This window comes from Arthrobacter sp. AB6 (assembly GCF_031844545.1).
Taxonomy (GTDB): Bacteria; Actinomycetota; Actinomycetes; order Actinomycetales; family Micrococcaceae; genus Arthrobacter.
In genome coordinates this window covers 124,073-147,883 of the sequence record NZ_JAUZVL010000009.1, presented here as the reverse complement: position 1 = coordinate 147,883, position 23,811 = coordinate 124,073, and the positions used below count along the sequence as shown (strand labels likewise).

Annotated in this window: 16 protein-coding genes and 2 pseudogenes; 11 read left to right on the top strand and 7 right to left on the bottom strand. The window is 65.6% G+C overall.

All coding sequences use genetic code 11. The features are described from left to right. Positions 1 to 237 (bottom strand): annotated as a pseudogene (locus Q9R30_RS09925) (endonuclease); the annotation flags it as partial. Positions 238 to 332: 95 nt separating this feature from the next. Continuing rightward, positions 333 to 809 carry a PaaI family thioesterase gene (locus Q9R30_RS09920; RefSeq protein WP_104997884.1) on the bottom strand — a complete coding sequence of 159 codons (477 nt, stop codon included), beginning with the start codon at positions 807 to 809 and terminating at the stop codon, positions 333 to 335. 193 nt (positions 810 to 1,002) lie between these two features. Between Q9R30_RS09920 and polA the strand changes: the two genes are divergently transcribed. The 3 genes from polA to rpsA all read left to right on the top strand — a co-directional run bounded on the left by polA (position 1,003) and on the right by rpsA (position 6,782). Continuing rightward, positions 1,003 to 3,687, top strand: a complete 2,685-nt coding sequence (gene polA / locus Q9R30_RS09915; RefSeq protein WP_311217472.1) for a DNA polymerase I — start codon at positions 1,003 to 1,005, stop codon at positions 3,685 to 3,687. A 59-nt stretch (positions 3,688 to 3,746) separates the two neighbouring features. Beyond that, positions 3,747 to 5,036, top strand: a complete 1,290-nt coding sequence (locus Q9R30_RS09910; protein WP_396136718.1) for a GNAT family N-acetyltransferase — start codon at positions 3,747 to 3,749, stop codon at positions 5,034 to 5,036. Between the two features lie 267 nt (positions 5,037 to 5,303). Beyond that, complete coding sequence (gene rpsA, locus Q9R30_RS09905) at positions 5,304 to 6,782, top strand: 30S ribosomal protein S1 (RefSeq protein ID WP_104997886.1); 1,479 nt, start codon at positions 5,304 to 5,306, stop codon at positions 6,780 to 6,782. 128 nt (positions 6,783 to 6,910) lie between these two features. Here rpsA and Q9R30_RS09900 read toward each other — a convergent pair whose 3' ends face one another. Then, a complete protein-coding gene (locus Q9R30_RS09900; RefSeq protein WP_311217467.1) occupies positions 6,911 to 7,423 on the bottom strand; it encodes a GNAT family protein in 513 nt (170 codons plus the stop codon). Next, positions 7,407 to 8,096 carry a YigZ family protein gene (locus Q9R30_RS09895; RefSeq protein ID WP_104997888.1) on the bottom strand — a complete coding sequence of 230 codons (690 nt, stop codon included), beginning with the start codon at positions 8,094 to 8,096 and terminating at the stop codon, positions 7,407 to 7,409. The genes Q9R30_RS09900 and Q9R30_RS09895 overlap by 17 nt, the downstream gene beginning before the upstream one ends. 569 nt (positions 8,097 to 8,665) lie before the next feature. Between Q9R30_RS09895 and coaE the strand changes: the two genes are divergently transcribed. The 4 genes from coaE (at position 8,666) to Q9R30_RS09875 (ending at position 14,784) form a co-directional block, all read left to right on the top strand. After that, positions 8,666 to 9,880 carry a dephospho-CoA kinase gene (gene coaE, locus Q9R30_RS09890; RefSeq protein ID WP_311217466.1) on the top strand — a complete coding sequence of 405 codons (1,215 nt, stop codon included), beginning with the start codon at positions 8,666 to 8,668 and terminating at the stop codon, positions 9,878 to 9,880. A gap of 78 nt (positions 9,881 to 9,958) precedes the next feature. Continuing rightward, on the top strand, positions 9,959 to 12,055 hold the full coding sequence (uvrB, locus tag Q9R30_RS09885; protein WP_311217465.1) for an excinuclease ABC subunit UvrB: 2,097 nt from the start codon (positions 9,959 to 9,961) through the stop codon (positions 12,053 to 12,055). A gap of 203 nt (positions 12,056 to 12,258) precedes the next feature. Further along, positions 12,259 to 13,287: a TerC family protein gene (locus Q9R30_RS09880; protein ID WP_104997891.1), complete on the top strand. Its 1,029-nt coding sequence runs from the start codon at positions 12,259 to 12,261 to the stop codon at positions 13,285 to 13,287. A gap of 108 nt (positions 13,288 to 13,395) precedes the next feature. Further along, a complete protein-coding gene (locus Q9R30_RS09875) occupies positions 13,396 to 14,784 on the top strand; it encodes an MFS transporter (protein WP_311217464.1) in 1,389 nt (462 codons plus the stop codon). Here Q9R30_RS09875 and Q9R30_RS09870 read toward each other — a convergent pair. The 3 genes from Q9R30_RS09870 to Q9R30_RS09860 form a co-directional block, all read right to left on the bottom strand. Then, positions 14,770 to 16,035: an alpha/beta fold hydrolase gene (locus Q9R30_RS09870; RefSeq protein WP_104997893.1), complete on the bottom strand. Its 1,266-nt coding sequence runs from the start codon at positions 16,033 to 16,035 to the stop codon at positions 14,770 to 14,772. The genes Q9R30_RS09875 and Q9R30_RS09870 overlap by 15 nt on opposite strands. A gap of 76 nt (positions 16,036 to 16,111) precedes the next feature. After that, positions 16,112 to 16,612: a GNAT family N-acetyltransferase gene (locus Q9R30_RS09865; protein ID WP_311217463.1), complete on the bottom strand. Its 501-nt coding sequence runs from the start codon at positions 16,610 to 16,612 to the stop codon at positions 16,112 to 16,114. Positions 16,613 to 16,654: 42 nt separating this feature from the next. After that, a complete protein-coding gene (locus Q9R30_RS09860) occupies positions 16,655 to 19,198 on the bottom strand; it encodes a DUF3516 domain-containing protein (protein WP_311217462.1) in 2,544 nt (847 codons plus the stop codon). Positions 19,199 to 19,294: 96 nt separating this feature from the next. On the opposite strand from Q9R30_RS09860, the gene Q9R30_RS09855 reads away from it, so the two are divergent. The 4 genes and pseudogenes from Q9R30_RS09855 (at position 19,295) to uvrA (ending at position 23,757) form a co-directional block, all read left to right on the top strand. Next, positions 19,295 to 20,074 carry a trans-aconitate 2-methyltransferase gene (locus Q9R30_RS09855; RefSeq protein ID WP_311217461.1) on the top strand — a complete coding sequence of 260 codons (780 nt, stop codon included), beginning with the start codon at positions 19,295 to 19,297 and terminating at the stop codon, positions 20,072 to 20,074. 137 nt (positions 20,075 to 20,211) lie between these two features. Next, a pseudogene (locus Q9R30_RS09850) lies at positions 20,212 to 20,412 on the top strand (ABC transporter ATP-binding protein); the annotation flags it as partial. After that, positions 20,412 to 20,789 (top strand): GntR family transcriptional regulator, encoded by a 378-nt coding sequence (locus Q9R30_RS09845; protein WP_104997896.1) that lies wholly within the window; start codon positions 20,412 to 20,414, stop codon positions 20,787 to 20,789. The pseudogene Q9R30_RS09850 and the gene Q9R30_RS09845, both read left to right, overlap by 1 nt. A 46-nt stretch (positions 20,790 to 20,835) precedes the next feature. Next, on the top strand, positions 20,836 to 23,757 hold the full coding sequence (gene uvrA / locus Q9R30_RS09840; protein WP_311217460.1) for an excinuclease ABC subunit UvrA: 2,922 nt from the start codon (positions 20,836 to 20,838) through the stop codon (positions 23,755 to 23,757). Positions 23,758 to 23,811 lie beyond the last annotated feature (54 nt).

Genomic DNA, 23,811 nt, shown 5'->3' with positions numbered 1-23,811 from the left:
AGGAGCGGCCGCCCGTGCAGTATTGGCGTATGTCCCTGCAGCGTTGGCCACCAATCCAGCGATTCGGGCCTGGACGCCGGCGGCCCCGGCAAGGATGTCCAAGCAGCCATCGGCCAGCCCGGCCAAGGGATCAGCAGCCGAGAACGGTTCCGAACCGCACCCATCCGCCTCCGCATTGAGCACGGCAAGAGCGGCAGTGATGTCCTCAAACGCCTTCACCACCGCCGCTTTCCCCATACCAATAGCATCGCGGGAGGGTGTGACATTTAACCGCGGGCTAGAGCGCGGGGTATGAGCACCAGTTGAGTACCGGGGTAAGGAAGGGACCCGCGCTACGCCGGCCGGGCCGGGGCGTTGTCCCGGATCATGTTCGTGATGCGGGCGGTGGACAGCCGGCGGCCCTGCCCGTCCGTAATCACAATTTCGTGGGTAGCCAGGGTCCTGCCCAGATGGATGGCGGTGCACGTTCCAGTTACGGTACCCGCCGCGATGGAGCGGTGATGCGTGGCATTCACCTCGATGCCGACGGCGTGGCGTTCCGGTCCCGCGTGCATCCCCGCGGCGAACGAACCAAGGGTTTCCGCCAGCACCACGTGGGCGCCGCCATGCAGGATGCCCGCAACCTGGGTGTTGCCTTCCACGGGCATGGTGGCAACGCTCCGCTCGGGAGTCATTTCCAGGAAGTGAATACCCATTTTCACCACCAGGGCGCCGATCCCGAACCGGCCCAGCCAACCGTGCAGGTGCTCAGGGATTCCGGCGGCGGCAAGCTCCCCGGCGAAAGGGCCGGGCGTGAAATTGTCCATCATGGCAACTAGGCTGGCACCTGTGAGTGAAACAACCAAACCGGCCCCTTTCCCGTCCCAAACCCTGCAGGAGGGCAAAGCGCCGCAGGGTTCCACCTCCCTTGAGGACGCAGCAGGTGGGGAAGGCACAGGCCTGGACAAGGCCCGGGCACAGGCCGGTGGCTCTGTTTCAGCGACGGCAGCCCCGGTGGTGGCCATGACGGGACAGCCGCGCCTTTTGGTGCTGGATGGACACTCCATGGCCTTCCGCGCGTTTTTTGCGCTGCCTGCGGACAAGTTCTCAACGACGAACGGGCAGCACACCAACGCGATTCACGGATTCACCTCCATGCTGATCAACCTCATCAAGGAGCAGCAGCCCACCCACATAGCCGTGGCGTTCGACGTGTCGGACGAATCCACCCACCGCAAGATGGAGTACAGCGAATACAAGGGTGGCCGGAACGAGACCCCGCGGGAGATGAACAACCAGATCGACCTCATCGCGCAGGTCATGAAGGCCTGGGGCATCAAGACCATCACAATGCCCGGCTACGAGGCAGATGACATTCTTGCCACCCTCGCCGCCATGGGAGAAAAAGCAGGGTACGAAGTGCTGCTGGTCTCGGGGGACCGCGACGCGTTCCAGCTCATCACCGATAACGTTTTTGTGCTGTACCCCAGGAAAGGCGTCAGCGACATTCCGCGGATGGATGCCGCCGCCATCGAGGCGAAGTACTTCGTCAGCCCCGGCCGGTATTCGGATCTGGCTGCGCTGGTAGGCGAAACAGCGGACAACCTCCCGGGCGTGCCCGGCGTCGGGCCCAAGACAGCCGCGAAATGGATCAACCTTTACGGCGGGCTCGACGGCGTCCTGGAGCACCTCGATGCGATTGGCGGGAAGGTGGGCGATGCGCTGCGGGAAAACGTCGACGCCGTCAAGCGGAACCGCCGCCTGAACCAGCTGCACACGGACCTCGAGCTTCCCGTCACGCTGGACGACCTGTACCAGCCGCGGCCCGACCAGGCAGCCCTGGAGGACCTGTTCGACAAGCTTGAGTTCAAGACCATCCGCAGCCGTCTCTTTGCGCTCTACGGCGACGAGGACAAGCCTGCTGCGGAACGGGAAAGCATCGACACGCCGGAGTACGTCGTGCCGGCAAATGCCGCCGAGCTGTCAGCGTTCCTGGACGCCGGCGCCCGGCAGCGCTCCGCCGTCGCCGTCGACCTTGTCCCCGGCCGCATCGGTGAGGACGCCGCGGCGCTGGCCGTTGTCCGGGAAGGCGCTGCCGCCTATATCGACCTCGCAAACCAGGACGCGGAGTCGGAGAACGTCCTGGCCGGCTGGCTGCGCGATCCGGAATCGCCGAAGGTCCTGCACGGCTTCAAGGCCGCGCTGAAGGCCCTGACGTCCCGTGGACTGGAGCTGGAAGGCGTGGTGGATGACACCTCCATCTCCGGCTACCTCATCCAGCCGGACCGGCGCACCTACGAACTCGCGGAGCTTGCCCAGCACCACCTCAACGTGGGGATCCCTGCCGCGACGGCCAAGGCAGGCCAGCTGGAGCTCTCCTTCGACGGCGAGGACGACGCCGCAGCCGACGCACTGGTCCAGGCGGCCGCCGTCGTCCTTGCCCTCAGCAGCTACTTCGAGTCTGAACTGAAGGAACGCCGGGCCGAGCAGCTCCTGTCCACGCTGGAGCTGCCGGTCAGCCGGGTCCTGGCGGACATGGAACTGGCCGGCATTGCCATTGATATGGCGCGCATGGATGACCAGATCGCCGATCTGGCCCGGGTAATCGACCAGGCGCAGGAGCAAGCTTTCGCGGCGATCGGGCACGAGGTCAACCTGGGCTCTCCCAAGCAGCTCCAGGCTGTCCTGTTCGACGAACTCCAGCTGCCCAAGACCAAGAAGATCAAGTCGGGCTACACGACGGACGCCGCATCTTTGAAGAACCTGCTGGAAAAGACGGGGCACGAGTTCCTGGTGCAGCTGATGGCGCACCGGGAGGCCGCCAAGCTGAGCCAGATGCTTGAATCCCTGAAGAAGTCCGTGGCCGAGGACGGCCGCATCCACACCACGTACGCACAGAATGTGGCAGCCACGGGCCGGATCTCCTCCAACAACCCGAACCTGCAGAACATCCCCATCCGCAGCGAGGAAGGCCGGCGGGTCCGCGGGATCTTCGTGGTGGGGGAGGGCTACGAGTGCTTGTTGTCCGCCGATTACTCGCAGATCGAAATGCGTATCATGGCCCACCTGTCCGGTGACCAGGGCCTGATCCAGGCCTACAGGGACGGCGAGGACCTGCACCGGTTCGTCGGCTCGAACATCTTCCATGTGCCCACCGAAGAGGTCACCAGCGCCATGCGCTCCAAGGTTAAGGCGATGTCCTACGGCCTGGCCTATGGCCTCACGTCGTTCGGGCTGTCCAAGCAGCTGGAAATCTCCGTCGATGAGGCCCGGACCCTCATGAAAGACTATTTCGACCGGTTCGGCGCTGTCCGTGACTACCTCCGCGGCGTGGTGGACCAGGCCCGCGTTGACGGCTACACGGCAACCATCGAGGGACGCCGGCGCTACCTGCCGGACCTCACCAGCACGGACAGGCAACTCCGGGAGAACGCCGAACGCATCGCCCTGAACAGTCCCATCCAGGGCTCGGCCGCGGACATCATCAAGCGCGCCATGCTGGGAGTCCATGCCGAGCTGAAAGCCCAAGGGCTGAAATCGCGGATGCTGCTCCAGGTCCATGACGAACTGGTCCTGGAAGTGGCAGCCGGTGAGCGCGGGGCCGTGGAGAAGCTGGTTACCGAGCAGATGGCTGCCGCCGCGGACCTGAGCGTACCGCTGGAGGTCCAGATCGGCGTCGGCCCCAGCTGGTACGACGCCGGCCACTAGCTTGTGTCGATGCTGGCCAGGCGCCGGGGACCTTGGCTAGGCTCAGGTGCGTGGCTGATCTGAGTGGAAACTATGAAATCCGGCGCTTTGATGCTGTGTCCAAGGGCAAGGACGGTTACGCCGAGGCGGAAACCTGGAGCCGCGCCGTATCGTTCGGCTTCCACGAATCGACCCGGACGCCGGAACACGTCGCCAGGACGCTGGAAACGTATGAGGCCGACCGGCGGGTGCTCACCGGCGCCTACCAAACGGGCCCGGTAGCGCCGTCGTCGTTGCCCGCGGACGTGCCGGTGGCCACCTTCGGAACCATGCGCAATACCCTCAATGTGGGCTTCGGACGCCTGGTGGAAGCCCACCTGGTCACCGCTGTCACCGTCCGCACCTCGCACCGGCGGCGCGGGCTGCTGCGGCGGATGATGAGCGAGGACCTGCAGCTCGCGAAGGACGCCGGGGTGGCGGTGGCGGCGCTTACCGCGTCAGAGGGAACCATTTATGGCCGGTTCGGCTACGGTGTGGCCAGCTTTGAACGCAAAGCCAAGGTGGACACCACGGCGCGGTTCAGCCTGCCGCACCAGCCCGCCGGCACCGTGGAGGTCGCCGATCCCAAGGCATTGCTGCAGCTGGCTCCGGAAGTCTTCGACCGGGTGCACCGGCTGACCCCGGGGTCCGTAGGGCGGCAGGACTGGTACCGGCAGCTTGCGTCGGGCTCGCTCGGCCGCGACGGCAAGGAGGACCCCGCCATCAAGGTGGCGCTCCATTACGGGCCCGCCGGGACCGTCGACGGCTACGTCTCCTACAAGTTCCTCGGCTGGGACACCGAGCCCTACACCGTGGAAGTGGTGGACCTGGTGGCCGGCAGCAACGATGCGTACCTGGAACTCTGGCAGTTCCTCGGCGCCATTGATCTGGTGGAACGCGTGTCCTGGACGGAAGCCCCGTTGGACGACCCCCTGGCCTGGGCCCTGGACGATCCCCGCTGCATCGAGTCCTCGGACAGCCGGGACATGCTCTGGCTGCGCATCCTCGATGTCCCCAAGGCGCTGGCCGGGCGGCACTACCCAACAGAAGGCCGCCTGGCGCTGAAAGTCCTGGACCCGCTCGGCCTCACGGCCGGTACCTACGCTCTTTACGCCGATGGCGGCCAGGCCGCCGTCGAGCGCATGCCGGAGACCGCGGAGGCGGACCTGACCCTGGACGTCTCCGCCCTGTCCTCCATCTACGTCGGCGGGGTCAGTCCGGTCACACTGGCAGCAGCGGGCAAAGTCCGGGAGCACACGGCAGGCTCCGCGCTGAAGGCCGGGCAGATGTTCGCCGTCGAGCGGGCTACGCATTGCCTTACCCACTTCTAAGGTCACTGCCGGCACGAGGTCGTGTCCGGGCGAACGCGTCACGGGAGTGCCCTGCCTCGGCGCTTTTGACCCGTGTTGCGGGCAGCGACTAGAATAAACGGGCGTGTACTACGTGCACGTATTTGCAGTTCAATATTCTCAGCAATCCACAAAATCAGGATGACCCGGAGGATCCGTCGGATTCACCGCAAATCGCGCCTGCGTTCCATAACGCGGGCGCGCCGGTTTGCCTGACCGACTAACTATCCACAACGGAGCCCCTACTACATGACCATCACCTCCACCGAGAAGCCCGGTACCCCCGTAGTCGCCATTAACGACATCGGTACCGCTGAGGACTTCCTCGCAGCAGTCGACGCGACCATCAAGTACTTCAACGACGGAGACCTCGTCGAAGGTACCGTCGTCAAGGTCGACCGCGATGAAGTCCTGCTCGACATCGGTTACAAGACCGAAGGTGTCATCCCCTCCCGCGAGCTGTCCATCAAGCACGACGTTGATCCCGGAGACGTTGTCTCCGTTGGCGATCAGGTCGAAGCCCTGGTGCTCACCAAGGAAGACAAAGAAGGCCGCCTGATCCTCTCCAAGAAGCGCGCTCAGTACGAGCGTGCCTGGGGCGACATCGAGAAGGTCAAGGAAGAAGACGGTGTTGTCACCGGTACCGTCATCGAGGTCGTCAAGGGTGGTCTTATCCTCGACATCGGCCTGCGCGGCTTCCTGCCCGCATCCCTCGTCGAGATGCGACGTGTGCGCGACCTGGCTCCGTACATCGGCCAGCAGATCGAAGCCAAGATCATCGAGCTGGACAAGAACCGCAACAACGTTGTGCTGTCCCGCCGTGCATGGCTCGAGCAGACCCAGTCCGAGGTCCGCTCCACGTTCCTCAACAAGCTGGAAAAGGGCCAGGTCCGTCCCGGCGTCGTTTCCTCCATCGTCAACTTCGGTGCCTTCGTGGACCTGGGCGGCGTAGACGGCCTGGTTCACGTTTCCGAGCTGTCCTGGAAGCACATCGACCACCCGTCCGAGGTTGTCGAGGTTGGCCAGGAAGTCACCGTCGAGGTCCTCGAGGTGGACCTGGACCGCGAGCGCGTTTCCCTGTCGCTCAAGGCTACGCAGGAAGACCCGTGGCAGACCTTCGCCCGCACCCACGCCCTCGGCCAGGTTGTTCCGGGTAAGGTCACCAAGCTGGTTCCGTTCGGTGCGTTCGTCCGCGTCGAAGACGGCATCGAAGGCCTGGTCCACATCTCCGAGCTGGCCGTGCGCCACGTGGAGCTGGCTGAGCAGGTTGTTTCCGTTGGGGACGAGCTGTTCGTCAAGGTCATCGACATCGACCTGGAACGCCGCCGCATCTCGCTGTCCCTCAAGCAGGCCAACGAGGGCGTTGACGCCGACAGCACCGAATTCGATCCGGCTCTGTACGGCATGGCCGCAGAGTACGACGAAGAGGGCAACTACAAGTACCCGGAGGGCTTCGATCCCGAGTCCAACGAGTGGCTTGAAGGCTACGAGACCCAGCGCGCCGCCTGGGAGCAGCAGTACGCTGACGCCCAGACCCGCTGGGAAGCACACAAGAAGCAGGTTGCCCAGCACGCTGCCGATGACGCTGCAGCTGCAACGTCCGGTGAGAGCGACTCCGGCACCACCAGCTACTCCTCGGAGCCGGCTGCTGAGTCCAACGCCGGTGCAGGCACGCTTGCATCCGACGAGGCTCTCGCCGCCCTGCGCGAGAAGCTGACCGGCAACTAATTGCCACTGGCCCGGACTTTTCCGGGCCGACACAACGGGCCCCCGCAAACGCGGGGGCCCGTTGGCGTTAAAAGCAGCGACTGTCTGGCACTTAACGCTGCCATACCCGATTTTCGGTGCGTTTGCTGCTAGTCAGTTGGGAGTGCGACGACTGCGCGCACCGTTCCGTCGTCGTCGGGCGTAAGGATGGCCCCGGCGCCGGCGAGGATTCGCTGGGCGGCGGGGTTTCCGGCCAGGGTGCGGGCGGTCACCGCAGCGATTCCGGCGGTGCGGGCCTCCGCCAGGAGCAGGCGAAGCGCCGCGCTTCCGATGCCGCGGCCCCGAAAGCTCCTGCCGAGCCAGATCCCCGTCTCTGCGGTGTCCGGTCCATTGCCGACGTGGACGCGCTTGAGCCGGATGGAGCCGGCAAGGGCGCCACCGGCAAGGATCCCCCAGGACTTCTCTCCCGCCTTCCCATCCAGGCCTTCCGCGGCGGCACGGTGGTAACTGAAGAACCAGGCTGTACGTTCCAGGTTCCAGCCCGGTCCGCCGACCGGGGGAGCGACCTCATCCGGCGAGGCGTCCCGCTTGGCGAGGTCCAGGAGCTGTTCCAGCACCCTTTCGTCGACATCCACCAGGGACACCTCAGGTAAGCGGGACATCCACCCACTCCGTTCCTTCCGGCACCAGGACAGTGCCGCCGGCGGTCAGGACCTGGAGGCGTTCGGCAGCAGCTGTGATGGCGGCGGCCTCGTCCGGCACGGCAATGCGAAGAACCGTGTGCCCGGGACCGTAGCTGGTTCCAGCCATCACGAAGCCCGCGGCGCGCAGGTCGTTCTCCAGCCTGCCTGCCGCCGTATGCGCGACTTCCGCCGAACAGATCCGCAGCCGGCTGCGGCGCACCATCGGCGCCAGGGCCAGCGCCGAGGAGACGGACTCCGAGTAGGCCCGCACCAGGCCGCCGGCGCCCAGCAGGACGCCACCGAAGTAACGCACGACGACGGCACTGACGTCGCTGAGGTCGGCCACCCCGGGGAGTGTCTCCCTTTTGGCCAGGGCCTCAAGCATCGGAAGGCCTGCCGTGCCAGAGGGCTCGCCGTCGTCATTGGAACGCTGGATGTCCCGGTCCGGGCCAATGATGAACGCCGAGCAGTGATGCCGGGCGTCGTGGAACTCGCGGCGGAGGCCTGCCACCAGGTCCCGTGCCGATTCTTCGGTGCCGGCGCGGCGCAGGACGGTGATGAACCGGGAGCGCTTGATCTCGAGCTCGTGGCGGAAATCGGGTCCGGCCGCCAAGGTGGTGTACCCCGTGGCCCTGCTGTCTTCCTCTTGCACCCGGCCCAGTCTAGGCCCAAGTTCCCCTGGCCGGGCAAGGGCTGGAGTAGAGGTTTGGGCTCTGCGATTAAGGATCGATTAAGGCGCCGGCGGGAATCTTGGAACACCAAGACACGGGACCAGCAATAGTATTCCGAACAGCAAAGGGAGCGCGGCCATGAAGCGGGTCGAAGCGTCAAACCGCAGCACGCATCAAACAGGTATCCAAAGGAAATCACCGGATTTCTGCCCACGTGGCCGGACTGCGCCGGTGGAAAGCAAGCAGTCTGATGGAGCCAAAAAGAGGAAGCTGTTCCTTTCCATCGCAGCTGTTGCCGCAGCTGGTTTCTCAGGAGTGATGGCCGCGCCGGCAAATGCTTCTTCGACGACGGCGGAGGGCGGGACGGATGTGCAGGCACACTCGATAGCCGCGCCTTACAGTGAAGAGGAAATCCGCACTCTGCAGCAGCTCGGCGACTTTTTAGGCCCCGGGTGCGGTTGTCCGGATGATTGCCGGCCGGGTCCAGTGCATGGCACTTCAGGAGACGCACCGTGGACCTGGACCGGGGCCGGGGGATTAGGGTGGTGTGATGCTCAAGATCGGGTTGACGGGCGGCATCGCCTCCGGAAAGTCAGTGGTTGCCTTGCGCCTGAAAGAACGCGGGGCGGTGCTCGTGGATGCTGATGCACTGGCCCGTGAAGTGGTGGAGCCGGGCACCGAAGGCCTGAACCGCGTCGTGGCAGAGTTTGGCCGGGATGTCCTTGGCGCCGACGGCCGGCTTGACCGTCCCAAACTCGGCGCCCTGGTCTTTGGAGATCCGGCACGGCTCTCAGTGCTGAACCGAATCGTCCACCCCCTGGTCCGGTCGCGGGCGGCGGCTATCGCGGAAGCCGCGGCAGGAGATGCCGTGGTGGTGCAGGACATCCCTCTGCTGGTGGAAACCGGGCAGGGGACCGATTTCCACCTGGTGGTGGTGGTGGACGCGCCCGATGACGTACGGCTGCAGCGGATGCTGGAGCACCGCGGGATGACGCGAGAGGATGCACTGTCGCGGATGGCTGCGCAGGCAACACGGGACGAACGGCTGGCCGCGGCTGACGTCGTCCTGGACAATTCCGGCAGCGTGCAGCACCTGCTGGACCAGGTGGACCGGCTCTGGGACGGCCGGCTGGTGCCCTTCGCCCGCAACCTCGCCGCGGGCAAGCGTGCGCCGAGGAACTGCGGTCCTGTCCTGGAGCCGTATCGGGAGGAATGGGCCAAGGAGGCAGCCAGGATCTCCGCGAGGCTGAAGACCGCGGCCCCCGGGCTCATCCTGGCGGTGGACCACATCGGCTCCACGTCCGTCCCCGGGCTCGCTGCCAAGGACGTCATAGACCTGCAGGTTGCGGTACCCGGCCTGGCCGCTGCAGACAGTGCTGCACCCCTGCTGGCGGCAGCCGGGTTCCCCTTGGTGCCCGGTGCCGGGTCCAATACGCCCAAGCCGACGGCGCCGGATCCCGGGCAGTGGCAGAAACGGTTCCATGCCAACGCGGACCCGGGGCGTCCGGTGAACATCCACGTCCGCGTCGCCGGCTCGCCCGGATGGCGCTATGCGCTGATGTTCCGGGACTGGCTGATGGATAACCCGTCCGCACGCACGCTGTACGCACGGCATAAGGCGGATCTTGCGGGACGCTTTGCCGGCTCGGCGGGCACCAGGGCGTACGCCGAGGCCAAGGAGCCGTGGTTCACGGACGTTGCCTGGCCCCTCATGTCCGCGTGGGCCGAGGAAACCGGGTGGGCGCCGCCGTCGTACGCGCCCTGATGCGGTCCGCGGGCCCCGCGCTGTTCGCCCGTAACGGACGGCCCTCTTAGTGTCGGTGCCCGGTTGTAGATTAGATCCATGAGCCTTGCGCAGGATATCAACCGTGTTGTGGCGCCTTTCGAGGTCATCAGCGAATTCAAGCCCGCGGGCGACCAGCCCGCCGCCATCGCCGAACTGACGGAGCGCATCAAGAACGGTGAAAAGGACGTGGTACTGCTAGGTGCCACGGGTACCGGCAAGAGCGCCACCACCGCCTGGCTGATCGAGCAAGTGCAGCGGCCCACCCTGGTGATGGTCCAGAACAAGACCCTGGCGGCGCAGCTGGCCAACGAATTCCGCGAGCTGCTGCCCAACAACGCGGTGGAGTACTTCGTTTCCTACTACGACTACTACCAGCCCGAGGCCTATGTCGCCCAGACTGACACCTTCATCGAGAAGGACTCCTCCATCAACGAGGAAGTGGAGAGGCTCCGCCACTCCGCCACCAACGCCCTGCTGACCCGCCGGGACGTGATCGTCGTCGCCACTGTGTCCTGCATCTACGGCCTGGGCACTCCCGAGGAATACATCGCAGGAATGGTCACGCTCCGCAAGGGGGCGGAGATGAACCGTGACGACCTCCTCCGGAAATTCGTGTCCATGCAGTACGCCCGCAACGACATGGACTTTCATCGGGGTACTTTCCGCGTCCGCGGGGACACTGTGGAGATCATCCCGATGTACGAGGAACTGGCCATCCGGATTGAGTTCTTCGGGGATGAAATTGAGAATATCCAGACGCTCCACCCCCTGACCGGTGAAGTGATCCGCGACGAAGAGGAAATGTACGTCTTCCCCGCCTCGCACTACGTGGCCGGGCCCGAGCGGATGTCCCGGGCCATCAAGCGGATCGAGGATGAGCTTGCCGATCGGCTGAAGGTACTGGAAAGCCAGAACAAGCTGGTGGAAGCGCAGCGGCTCCGGATGCGGACCATGTACGACCTCGAAATGATGCAGCAGATGGGCTTCTGCAATGGCATCGAGAACTACTCGGCGCACATCGACGGCCGCGCTCCGGGAACTGCTCCGCACTGCCTCCTGGACTACTTCCCGGACGACTTCCTCCTGGTGGTGGACGAGTCCCACGTGACTATCCCGCAGATCGGCGCCATGTACGAAGGCGACATGTCCCGCAAACGGAACCTGGTGGACTTCGGCTTCCGCCTGCCCTCGGCAATGGACAACAGGCCGCTGAAATGGGACGAATTCCTGCAACGCGTTGGCCAGACCGTCTACCTCTCCGCCACTCCGGGCAAGTATGAACTAGGCAAGGCCGACGGCTTCGTGCAGCAGATCATCCGCCCCACGGGCCTCATCGATCCCGAGGTGGTGGTCAAGCCCACCAAGGGCCAGATCGACGACCTGCTGGGGGAGATCAAGGCCCGTACGGACAAGAACGAGCGCATCCTGGTCACTACCCTGACCAAGCGGATGGCCGAGGACCTCACGGACTACCTCCTCGGGCATGGCATCAAGGTGGAGTACCTGCACTCCGACGTTGACACCCTGCGGCGCGTGGAGCTGCTGCGCGAACTCCGGATGGGCCGGTTCGACGTCCTGGTGGGCATCAACCTGCTCAGGGAGGGCCTGGACCTTCCCGAGGTGTCCCTTGTCAGCATCCTCGACGCCGACAAGGAAGGCTTCCTGCGGTCGTCCACGTCCCTGATCCAGACGATCGGCCGCGCTGCCCGCAACGTCTCCGGCCAGGTGCACATGTACGCCGACCGCATCACGGACTCCATGGCGCAGGCCATCGACGAGACAAACCGGCGCCGCGCCATCCAGGTTGCCTACAACACCGAACATGGCGTGGATCCGCAGCCGCTGCGGAAGAAGATCGCCGACATCACGGACCAGCTGGCCAAGGAAGACGCCGACACCCAGGAGCTGCTGAACAACAACCGGCTGGCCAAGGGCGGGAAGCGGAAGTCGGCGGCGAAGGGTGCCGCCCAGGTCCGCGAAGACGGCCTGGCCGCGGCGCCGGCCGAGGACCTGGTGGGCCTGATCGAACAGCTGACGGAGCAGATGCACGGCGCTGCCGCCGAACTGCAGTTCGAAGTGGCGGCCAGGATCAGGGACGAGGTCAGCGAGCTGAAGAAGGAACTGCGCCAGATGCAGGCTGCCGGGCACGCCTGACACAAACATCAATGGGGGACAGGCGGACGGCCCGCCTAGGGTAGAGTTAACGTCACGTAGGGGAGTATCCCGAGCGCTACGATCGTCAACACGCAGGGCATGGTTGCCCCGCCGGGCGTAGCGGGCCGCCGTTTCAGCACCAAGTGCGCAGGCAGGCCGGAGAGACTTACACCGCATCTCTGTACCCTGCGAAAGGCTACCCTGTGCTCGAATTGCCCGTCTGGTTCGAGGTCGGCTCTCTTGTCGCCCTCGGCCTGATTCTCCTGATCGACCTTCTCCTGGTGGTCCGCCGGCCCCATGAACCTTCCATGAAGGAAGCCGGCCTGTGGGTGGCGTTCTACGTCAGCCTCGCCCTCGTGTTCGCCGGCGCCATGTTTGCTTTCACCGGCCCTGAATACGGCGGCCAGTTCGTTGCCGGCTGGGTCACCGAGTACAGCCTCAGCATCGACAACCTGTTTGTCTTCATCATCATCATGGCCCGCTTCTCGGTGCCCCGGAAGTACCAGCAGGAAGTCCTGATGGTGGGCATCATCATCGCCCTGATCCTGCGCGGGATCTTCATCCTGCTCGGCGCCATCGTGATCGAGCAGTTCAGCTGGGTGTTCTACATCTTCGGTGCGTTCCTGCTGTGGACCGCCTGGAAGCAGGCCCAGGATGAAGGCGAAGACGAAGAAGACCGGGAGAACCCGCTGATCGCCAAGATCCGCAAGGTCATCCCCATGGCGGAGAAGTTCGACGGCGGCAAGCTGCGCACCACAGTGAACGGCAAGAAGGTCTTCACCCCCATGCTGATCGTGTTCATCACCATCGGCCTCACGGACCTGCTCTTCGCCGTCGACTCCATTCCCGCCATCTTCGGCCTCACCCAGAGCCCCTTCATCGTATTTACGGCCAACCTGTTCGCCCTGATGGGCCTGCGCCAGCTGTACTTCCTCCTCGGCGGCCTCATGAACCGGCTGATCTACCTGAAGCACGCGCTATCCTTCATCCTCGCGTTCATCGGCGTCAAGCTGGTCCTGCACGCCATGCACGTCAACGAGCTACCGTTCATCAACGGCGGGCAGCACATTGAATGGGCTCCCGAAATCCCCACGTTCGTTTCCCTGGGCGTCATCGTTGGCACTATCGTCATTGCGGTGATCGCCAGCCTTGTCAGCTCCAAGGCCAAGGAAGCGCACCTGGACCCCCGGCTCGAGGAAGATGCCCGGAGGAGCCACAGTGACGCCGAGTAGGCGTCCCTGGTCCTCCTGAACCGGACAATCCCGGCCGTGTCCGCGGCCGGGATTGTCGCCTTAAATCCCCTCTGTAGGAAGGGCCAAGGGGAGGACTATGCTCGGACCATGGCCCCCACCCTGATATCGGACCAACGGGTGCGCCTCGTGCAGCGGCGCACGGTGGTGCTGCTGAGCGCGGCCCAGATTTTTGGCGGAATCGGCACCGGTGCCACGGTTTCCATCGGGTCCATCCTCGCTGTCGAACTGTCCGGGTCGAGCGCCTGGGCCGGGGCAGTCGCCACAGTCATGACCCTCGGCGCCGCGCTGGCGGCCCTGCCGCTTGCCTCGCTGGCGGACCGCCGTGGACGCCGGATCGGCCAGGTGGCCGGGCTGTCCGCGGCCCTCGCAGGCACAGTCCTGATGGTGCTCGCGGTGGTGTCAGGCCTTTTCATCCTGCTGGTGCTCGGCGCTGCCGGCATCGGAGTGGGTACCGCCGCGAGCCTGCAGGCACGGTTCGCCGCCGTCGACCTTGCGGATCCGGAACACCGCGGCAGGGCCCTGTCCGCCGTGGTCTGGGCCGTCACCGTTGGCGCCGTCGCCGGGCCCAACCTCATCCAGCCCGGCACCGTGGTGGGACAGGCGCTGGGCCTTCCACCCGTTGCAGGGCCCTTCGTGATTGCGGCCGCCGGCCTCCTCCTGGCGAACGTCCTGCTTTTTGCCGGGCTGCGGCCGGATCCGCTGCTGCTGGCCCGGGAACTTGCCCTGCAGCAGGCGGGCACCGGCGCCCCCGCCACACCACAGCAAACGCCGGCAGCAGCGGGGGGCAGCGGCACGGGGGCGCGCACCAACGGGCAGGCAAATCGCGACGGCGGCTCGCTGGTCCGCGGACTGCGGGCCATCCGCGGCTCCCGGACCGCTCTCCTGGCAGTGGCCGCCGTCGTCGGCGCCCACGCCGTGATGGTGGGCGTGATGTCCATGACCCCGCTTCACCTGCAGGAACTGGTGGAAGGGCCGGGAGCGAGCCACGCCGGCCACGCAGCGTCCGGTGACGTCCTGGTGATCATCGGTTGCACCATTTCGCTGCACATAGCCGGGATGTTCGCATTGTCTCCGGTGATGGGCTGGCTGACGGACAGGGCCGGCAGGGCGCAGACCATCATGATTGGCTTCACCCTGCTGATTACTGCCGTGGCTGTTGCCGGATTCGGCCAGGCATCCACGGGGGCGGTGGCGGCAGGACTGGTTTTGCTGGGCCTGGGCTGGTCCGCCGCCACGGTGTCCGGCTCCACCCTGCTCGCAGAGAGCGTCGGCCAGGACGCCCGGGTAGTGGTGCAGGGGGTTTCGGACATGCTCATGGGTGCAGCCGGGGCCGTGGGCGGGGCGGTGTCCGGCCTGGTCCTCAGCTGGATCGGCTACCTGGGCCTGAACCTGCTGGGCGGCGTGGTGGGCGCAGCCGTCCTGGCCGCGGCGTTCGTGACCGTGGCGGCCGGCCGGCGCGGGTCAGCGCCCGCCTGACCGTGCCATACCCAGCAGCCTGGCGAAGATCGCCTCGCCGTCGTCGGCAATGCCATCGTGGTGGAAGTCTCCGGTCTCCCAGACCTGCAGCCCGCGCACCGCGGACGCCGTTTCAAGGGAGAGTTTCCGGTCCACATAGATGTCGTCCGAGTAGACGGCGGCAGCCACCGGAACGGTGTTCGCCCCCAGCTGGGCAACATCGTAGAGCGGCTTCCAGTCCGCTTTGGCTGCAAGCAGGTCCGCCACGTCCCGGAGGGGCTCAAGCGCAGGGTCCTGTTCGAAGTACCACGGATAAACCATTTCCCCCGTCAACAGCAGCGGCTCGGCATCCGGCCGGAATTCCGGATAGTCCGCCAGGACCCGCCATGCGGCCCAGCCGGTCGCCTGCCCCTGGCCGTAGATGGATTCGTGCATCAGGGCGTAGAGGGGATTCGACCGGCGCGAGACGATGGCCTGCACCTGGTCCAGGAAGGCATCCGAGAGCCGGGCGCCTTCCGCTGTTTCGGTGAAGGCGTCCTCCAGCAGGTGATGCAGGCTGTCCACGCGCGTATTCCCGCCGAGGAAGGAACCCACCATCTGGAAGCGCTCCACGGTGAGCGGGCCGCCGTCGGGCAGGAATTCCGGAGTGCTCCGGAGGTGGCGGGCTATCCGGTCTACGATGTCCCGGTCCTCCGGGTACCAGCCGAAGTACTCGGCGTTGCGGGCCGCTACGCGCTGGAACGTGGCCCGGTAAACGGCGTCGGCCGGGCCGGCCAGCGGCGCAAGGCCGCCAGTCACCAGGACCTCCCTCAGGCCCTCCGGAGCAAAGGACAGGTACGTCAGTGCGCAGAATCCTCCGTAGCTCTGGCCGTACACCGTCCACGGGCCGGCCCCCAAGGCATCCCGGATCAGCTCGGCGTCGGCCACGATGGAATCGGCACGGAAATGCTCCAGGTACGCGGCCTGGTCCGCGGCGGATCCCCGCAGCGGCAGGGTGTTCCGGTCCGCGGGCGTGGACAGCCCCGTTCCGCGCTGGTCCAGCATCAGGATCCGGAAGTCCTTGGCGGCCGCTTTGCTCCAGCCGCCCAGCGAGCCAAACCTGTTGCCGCGCCCGCCGGGACCGCCCTGGAGGAACAGGAGCCAAGGGAGATCCGCGGCCTGGTCCTCGCTGTGTGCGGCCGAAACGTACTCCCGGGCAAAAACGGAAATTGTTTCGCCCGAGGGCGAAGCGTGGTCCAGCGGCACTGTGAAGACGTGCTCCGTGGTCCGCATCCCGCGGAACTGGTGCTTCGCCCTTACCTCGTGCCTTGCCCCGACCGCCGGGCCTGCCGGCGGTGGCATCCCTGCACTAGCCATTGGCGGCGGCGGGGACGGCATTGCCGAACTGTTCGAGGGCCTGGCCGGTAAGCCGGAACGTGGACCACCCGTCCATTGGCTTCGCGCCGAGGCGCCGGTAGAAGTTGATGGACGGCTCATTCCAGTCAAGGACGCTCCACTCCACCCTGGCGTAGCCGTTCTCCACGGCGATGGCGGCGAGGTGCTGGAGCAGGGCCTTTCCGTGTCCTTCGCCGCGGGCCTCCGGGCTAACGTAAAGGTCCTCCAGGTAGATGCCGTGCACGCCTTCCCAGGTGGAATAGTTCAGGAACCACAAAGCGAACCCCTGGACTTCGCCGGCCCCGTTCTCTGCCATGGCAGCGAACACGCGCGGGTTCTCTCCGAACAGCACCTGCTGCAGCATCGCGGGAGTGTTACGGACGGCGTCAGGTTCCTTTTCGTAGTTCGCCAATTCGCCGATCATCCTGAGGATTGCGGGTACGTCTTGCGGGGTTGCGGGGCGGATTACACTCATTGTTCGAGCTTACCGTCGGCACCCGGCAGGCGCTGGCAGCGTTCAGAGCCGGTTGACCTCAGTCACCCTGATCACGGCCGTTCCGGTTTCGTCCGAGGCAGCCAGGTCCACCTCGGCGGAAATCCCCCAGTCATGGTTCCCGGCGGGATCGTCGAAGATCTGCCGGACCTTCCACCGGTCCTTTTCCTCCGTGATGATGAGCAGGGCCGGTCCCCGGGCGTCCGGCCCGGTCCCGATGTCGTCGTGTTCGTCAAAGTAGTCGTCAAGGGCGTCTTCCCAGCGCTCGGCGCCCCAGCCGGCTGCGCCGTCGAGTTCCCCCAGCGCGGCCGCATCCTCGTCGGCGAACAGCTCCACACGGCGGAACAGCTCGTTGCGCACCATTACCCGGAAGGCCCGGATGTTGGACGTGAGCGAGGGCGGGGGCGGCGGAGGCGCGTCGTGCGGGGTGGGGGCGGCGCCCGAGGCCAGTTCCTCCCATTCGTCCAGGAGGCTGGAGTCCACCTGTCGGACCAGCTCGCCCAGCCAGGCAACCAGGTCCTCCAAATCGTCGCGCAGCATGTCCTGGGGAACAGTCTGCCGCAGGGCCTTGAAGGCGTCGGCGAGGTAGCGCAGGACTATCCCCTCGGATCGGGCCAGTCCGTAGAACTGCACGAACTCGCCAAAGTTCATGGCACGCTCGTACATGTCCCGGACCACGGACTTGGGGGCAAGCTCGAAGTCGCCCACCCAGGGTGCGGCCTTCCGGTACACCTCGAAGGCTTCCCCGAGAATCTCCGCCAATGGCTGGGGATAAGACACTTCCTCGAGCATGGCCATCCGCTGGTCGTACTCGATGCCGTCGGCCTTCATGGCGGCCACCGCCTCGCCGCGGGCCTTCTTCTGCTGGGCTGAAAGAATCTGCCGCGGCTTCTCCAGGGTCGCCTCGATCACGGACACCACGTCCAGGGCGTACGACGGCGAGTCCGGGTCCAGGAGTTCAAGTGCGGCCAGTGCGAAGGGGGACAGCGGTTGGTTGAGTGCGAAGTTCGGCTGAAGGTGGACAGTCAGCCGGACAGTACGGCCGTCGGGTCCCTGCTCTTGTGCAGGAATCCGCTCCACTACCTCGGCCGCGAGCAGCTCGCGGTAGATGCCCAGTGCCTTCTTCATGAGCTGCAGCTGGGAGGACCGGGTCTCGTGGTTTTCCGTCAGGAGGCGGCGGGCGGCCGTAAACGGGTCCCCCGGCCGCTCCATCAGGTTCATCAGCATCGCGTGCGTAACCGTGAAGCTGGAGGTCAGCGGGTCCGGTACCGACTCGACGAGCCGCTTGAACGTAGGCTCGCCCCAGCTCACGAACCCCTCCGGCGGCTTCTTCTTCACCACCTGCCGCAGCTTCTTCTGGTCATCGCCGAATTTGGCCACGGCCTTGGCCATTGCCTTGACGTTCTCCGTCACGTGTTCGGGCGCCTGGACCACCACTGTCCCGGCGGTGTCGTAACCTGCCCGGCCGGCTCGGCCCGCAATCTGGTGGAACTCACGGGAGTTAAGCAGCCGGGTGCGGACGCCGTCGTACTTGCTCAGTGCCGTGAGCAGGACAGTGCGGATGGGCACGTTGATTCCCACGCCCAGGGTGTCGGTGCCGCAGATGACCTTCAGCAGCCCCGCCTGGGCCAGCTGCTCCACGAGCCGGCGGTACTTCGGCAGCATGCCCGCATGGTGCACGCCTATGCCGTGGCGGACCAGCCGGTTCAGGGTCTTGCCGAAACCTGCGGCGAACCGGAAGTTGGCGATCAGCTCTGCGATCTTGTCCTTCTCCTCGCGGGTGCAGACGTTGATGCTCATCAGGGTCTGGGCGCGGTCGATTGCCTCAATCTGGCTGAAATGCACCACGTAGACCGGCACCTGCCTGGTGGAGAGCAGCTCCTCCAGCGTCTCGTGCACGGGGGTCTCGTGGTAGTAGTAATGCAGCGGAATGGGCCGTTCCGCGGAGCTCACCGTGGTGGTGGCGCGGCCCGTCAGCGTTGTCAGGCCTTCCTCGAACCGGCTGACGTCGCCCAGCGTGGCGGACATCAGGAGGAATTGCGCCCGGGGGAGCTCCAGCAGGGGAACCTGCCACGCCCAGCCGCGCTGCGGGTCCGAATAGAAATGGAACTCGTCCATGATCACCGTGCCGAGTTCCGTGGCTGCGCCTTCACGGAGGGCGGTGTTGGCCAGGATCTCGGCCGTGCAGCAGATGATCGGCGCATCCTGGTTGACGCCGGAGTCGCCCGTGATCATTCCCACGTTCTCGGCGCCGAAAATATCGCACAGGGCAAAGAACTTTTCGGAGACCAGTGCCTTGATCGGCGCGGTGTAGTAGCTCCGCTGGCCCTGGGCCATGGCCTGGAAGTGGGCGGCGATGGCCACGAGGGATTTTCCGGACCCGGTGGGGGTGGCCAGGATGACGTTCGACCCCGTGGCCAGCTCCATAATGGCTTCGTCCTGTGCGGGATAAAGGGCCAATCCCCGGCTTTCCGTCCACTCAACGAACCGCGTGTAGAGGTCGTCGGGATCCACGCCCACAGTACGGACGGAGGCGGGCAGATGGGGCAGCTGGTCAACGAGTTTCATTGATTGCCAGCTTAGTGCCCTGCCGTGCCCGGGATTCCGCCCCGCCCGGGTTAAGCTTCGCGGTACAGAAGACGGCACCAGAAGGCGGAGATGGATATGAAGTGGGATCCGGCGAAATATGTCCAGTTCGGGGACTACCGGGACCGGCCCTTTTTCGACCTGACCGGCAGGGTCCGGGCGGACCGGCCCGTCCAGGTGGTGGACCTGGGCTGCGGGCCAGGGAACCTGACGGCCACGCTCGCGGACCGCTGGCCCGGTTCCGACGTGGTTGGCCTTGATTCATCGGAGGAGATGCTCGCCAAAGCCGCCGGGCAGTCGGAAGAAAACCCGTCCCTGCGCTTCGAGCTGGCGGACATTTCGGAGTGGAAGCCCTCGGGGCAGACCGATGTGGTGGTCAGCAATGCTGCCCTGCAGTGGGTGCCGGGCCACCAGGACATGATGCGGACGTGGCTGGATGCCCTGCGCCCCGGTGCCTGGTTCGCGCTCCAGGTCCCGGGGAACTTCAACGCCCCGTCCCATGCGTTGTTGCGCGGGCTGGCGGGCGCACAACGGTGGGCGCCGAAGCTCGGCGGGGTGCTGCGGGGCGGCGAGTCGGTGGGTGAGCCTGCGGAGTACCTCCGTCTCATGCTCGACGCCGGGTTCTCGGCTGATGCCTGGGAGACAACCTACCTTCAGGTGCTGCCCGGCAGGGATGCCGTCCTGGAGTGGGTCCGCGGCACGGCGCTCCGCCCCGTCCTTGCCGCCCTTTCCCCGGCGGAGGGCGCGGAATTCGAGGCGGAGTACGCAGCCGCGCTGCGGGAAGCCTATCCACAAACGGAGCATGGAACCGTCTTTCCGTTTCGAAGGATCTTTGCCGTGGGGTGCAAGAACCAGTGACGAATCGAACGGCTGGACGATCTTCACACTCCAGTCGCAGCAATGAGGATAGGTCCGGCGATTCCCCGGGACCGCCTCGGGGAGCAGTTCGGGGTGGTGCACCAGGACGGGTGGCTCTTCGCCGGAACCATCAGGGAGGACGGACGAGCTGTGTGTTAGCCCACCGTTTGTCCACAGGCCCTAACGCTGATCTAATCTTGGTCATGGATCACGGCCGCATAGTCGAGCAGGGCACGCACCAAAGCCTTCTACCCGCCAACAGCTACTACGCCCGGCTTCACAACGCACAATTCTCCGCCCGGCCCGGACGTGCCGACGCACTTGAGGCCGGCCTTTGATGCCCGCATCCGGCTTCCCCGGAACATGGAAACCCAACACCGCCAGCTCGGTGGCGCTGTTTGAACAGCTGCGGCTCCAGGTCATCCACCTGGTAGACAACGGAGCCCTCCCGCCAGGGACCCGGCTGCCCGCCGTCAGGGCCCTGGCCGAGCGCTTGGATGTGGCTCCGCACACGGTGGCCCGTGCCTACAAGGAGCTCGAAGCCGCCGGAATCGTTGCCACCCACGGCAGGAACGGTACAACGGTGTGCGCACGTGACGAACGTCTCGGCGGGCTCTCAGCCGCCGCGGCAGCCTACGCCGCCGCGGCCAAAGCGCAGGGCGCCACGTTCGCCGAGGCGGTGAAGCTGCTGGCCGCCGCATACGACGCCGGCTGACCGCCCTGCGTGGATGTTCGAAGAAGTTTTCGATTAGCATAGGGGGGTGCCTAAAGCCGTAGCCGAAGAAACAGCCGTCCACCCCGTTTCCGTCGCAGCAGCACCCGCCGCCGCACCACGCCGCCCGGACCTCTCCCGCCTCGTCGTCAAAGGGGCGCGGGAGCATAACCTGCGGAACGTGGACCTCGACCTGCCCCGGGACGCGATGATCGTCTTTACCGGGCTGTCAGGATCCGGGAAGTCCTCCCTGGCTTTCGACACCATTTTCGCAGAGGGCCAACGGCGCTACGTCGAATCGCTGTCCGCCTATGCGCGCCAGTTCCTGGGCCAGGTGGACAAGCCGGACGTCGACTTCATTGAGGGCCTGTCGCCGGCGGTCTCCATCGACCAGAAGTCCACCAGCAAGAACCCGCGTTCCACGGTGGGCACCATCACCGAAATCTACGACTACATGCGCCTGCTCTGGGCCCGTGTGGGCCGGCCCCACTGCCCAGTGTGCGGCGAGCCTGTGGCCAAACAGACGCCCCAGCAGATCGTTGACCAGCTGCTGGAGCTTGACCAGGGTACCCGTTTCCAGGTCCTGGCCCCGGTGGTGCGTGGCCGCAAGGGCGAATTCGTTGACCTCTTCAAGGAACTGACCGCAAAGGGCTACTCCCGTGCACGCGTTGACGGGAACCTGGTCCAGCTAAGCGACCCGCCCAAGCTGGGCAAGCAGTTCAAGCACACCATCGAGGTGGTGGTGGACAGGCTGGTGGTCAAGGAAGGCATCAGCCAGCGGCTCACCGACTCCATTGAGACCGCGCTTGGCCTGGCCGAGGGCCGCGTCCTTGCAGAGTTCGTGGACCTTGAAGCGGACGATCCCGGCCGGCTGCGGGCCTTCTCCGAAAACCTGGCCTGCCCCAACGAGCACCCCCTTGCCATCGACGAGATCGAGCCCAGGTCCTTTTCGTTCAACAACCCCTTCGGCGCCTGCGCGGCCTGCAGCGGCATCGGCACCAAGCTGGAGGTGGACGAGGAACTCATCGTCCCCAACCCGGAACTCTCACTGGCCGAGGGAGCCATCGCTCCGTGGTCGCTTGGCACAGCCACCACTGAATACTGGAACAGGCTCCTGGAAGGCCTCGCGAAGGAACTCGGTTTCTCCATGGACACGCCGTGGGAGAAGCTTGGCAAGGACGTGCGCCAGACCGTCCTGCACGGCAAGGACCACAAGGTTGTGGTGCAGTACCGCAACCGCTTCGGCCGGGAGCGGAAGTACAGTACCGGATTCGAAGGCGCCATCCAGTACGTCCACCGCAAGCACGGCGAAACGGACTCCGACTGGGCCCGCGACCGCTACGAAGAGTACATGCGGCAGATCCCCTGCCCGGCCTGCAACGGGGCGCGCCTCAACCCGGCCTCCCTGTCGGTGCTGATCAACGGCAAGTCCATTGCAGACGTCGCCGCCCTGCCCATGCGCGACTGCGCAGAGTTCCTGAACAACCTGGTCCTGACGGGCCGGGAAGCACAGATTGCCCACCAGGTCCTGAAGGAGATCCAGGCCCGGCTGACCTTCCTGCTCGACGTCGGGCTGGAATACCTGAACCTCGAGCGTCCGTCCGCCACCCTTTCCGGCGGCGAGGCCCAGCGCATCCGCCTTGCCACCCAGATCGGCTCCGGCCTGGTAGGCGTCCTGTATGTGCTGGACGAACCATCGATCGGGCTGCACCAGCGGGACAACCGGCGGCTGATCGACACCCTTACCAGGCTCCGCGACATGGGAAATACGCTCATCGTGGTTGAGCACGACGAAGACACCATCCACGTGGCCGACTGGATCGTGGACATCGGACCCGGCGCCGGCGAGCACGGCGGCCAGGTGGTCCATTCCGGCTCCTACAAGGACCTGCTGGCCAACACCGCCTCCCTCACCGGCGACTACCTGTCCGGGCGCAAGAAGATCGAGGTCCCGAAGAAACGCCGCAAGTACGACAAAAAGCGTGAGCTGAAGGTGGTGGGCGCGAGGGAGAACAACCTCCTCAACGTCGACGCCGCGTTCCCGCTGGGGCTTTTCACCGCGGTCACGGGGGTGAGCGGCTCCGGTAAGTCCACGTTGGTCAATGAGATCCTCTACAAGGTGCTGGCCAACAAGCTCAACGGCGCCAAACAGGTGGCGGGCCGGCACAAGACCGTCCAGGGCCTGGAACACCTCGACAAGGTGGTCCACGTGGACCAAAGCCCCATCGGGCGCACCCCCCGCTCCAACCCCGCCACCTACACGGGCGTGTTCGACAACATCCGCAAGCTGTTCGCGGAAACCACCGAAGCGAAAGTACGCGGGTACCTGCCCGGCCGGTTCTCGTTCAACGTCAAGGGAGGCCGCTGCGAAGCCTGCTCGGGTGACGGCACGCTGAAGATCGAGATGAACTTCCTGCCCGACGTCTACGTCCCCTGCGAGGTGTGCCATGGTGCGCGGTACAACCGGGAGACACTCGAAGTGCATTACAAGGGCAAGACCATCGCGGACGTCCTGAACATGCCCATCGAGGAAGGCGCCGAGTTTTTCGCTGCCTTCTCGCCCATCGCCCGGCACCTCAACACCCTCGTGGACGTCGGCCTGGGCTACGTCCGCCTGGGCCAGCCCGCCACCACGCTGTCCGGCGGTGAGGCCCAGCGCGTGAAACTCGCCGCTGAACTCCAGAAGCGGTCCAACGGGCGCAGCGTCTACGTGCTGGACGAGCCCACCACCGGACTGCACTTCGAGGACATCCGCAAGCTGCTGATGGTCCTCCAGGGGCTGGTGGACAAGGGCAACACCGTGATAACCATCGAACACAACCTGGACGTCATCAAGAGTGCGGACTGGATCGTGGACCTCGGGCCGGACGGCGGCTCCGGCGGCGGCCAGATTGTGGCGTCAGGAACGCCGGAGGAGCTGGCCAAGTCCACTGCCAGCCACACAGCCGCGTTCCTCGCGGAAATCCTGTAGGAGCAGGGCGATTTTTTCGGAAGTATTCAAAACGTATGCCGTTGCGCGTATGCG

Coding starts and splice junctions, on each gene's coding strand:
- Q9R30_RS09920 (WP_104997884.1), bottom strand. CDS start 809: ATGATGGACAATTTCACGCCCGGCCCTTTCGCCGGGGAGCTTGCCGCC.
- polA (WP_311217472.1), top strand. CDS start 1,003: ATGACGGGACAGCCGCGCCTTTTGGTGCTGGATGGACACTCCATGGCC.
- rpsA (WP_104997886.1), top strand. CDS start 5,304: ATGACCATCACCTCCACCGAGAAGCCCGGTACCCCCGTAGTCGCCATT.
- Q9R30_RS09900 (WP_311217467.1), bottom strand. CDS start 7,423: ATGTCCCGCTTACCTGAGGTGTCCCTGGTGGATGTCGACGAAAGGGTG.
- coaE (WP_311217466.1), top strand. CDS start 8,666: ATGCTCAAGATCGGGTTGACGGGCGGCATCGCCTCCGGAAAGTCAGTG.
- uvrB (WP_311217465.1), top strand. CDS start 9,959: ATGAGCCTTGCGCAGGATATCAACCGTGTTGTGGCGCCTTTCGAGGTC.
- Q9R30_RS09875 (WP_311217464.1), top strand. CDS start 13,396: ATGGCCCCCACCCTGATATCGGACCAACGGGTGCGCCTCGTGCAGCGG.
- Q9R30_RS09870 (WP_104997893.1), bottom strand. CDS start 16,035: ATGCGGACCACGGAGCACGTCTTCACAGTGCCGCTGGACCACGCTTCG.
- Q9R30_RS09865 (WP_311217463.1), bottom strand. CDS start 16,612: ATGAGTGTAATCCGCCCCGCAACCCCGCAAGACGTACCCGCAATCCTC.
- Q9R30_RS09860 (WP_311217462.1), bottom strand. CDS start 19,198: ATGAAACTCGTTGACCAGCTGCCCCATCTGCCCGCCTCCGTCCGTACT.
- Q9R30_RS09855 (WP_311217461.1), top strand. CDS start 19,295: ATGAAGTGGGATCCGGCGAAATATGTCCAGTTCGGGGACTACCGGGAC.
- Q9R30_RS09845 (WP_104997896.1), top strand. CDS start 20,412: ATGCCCGCATCCGGCTTCCCCGGAACATGGAAACCCAACACCGCCAGC.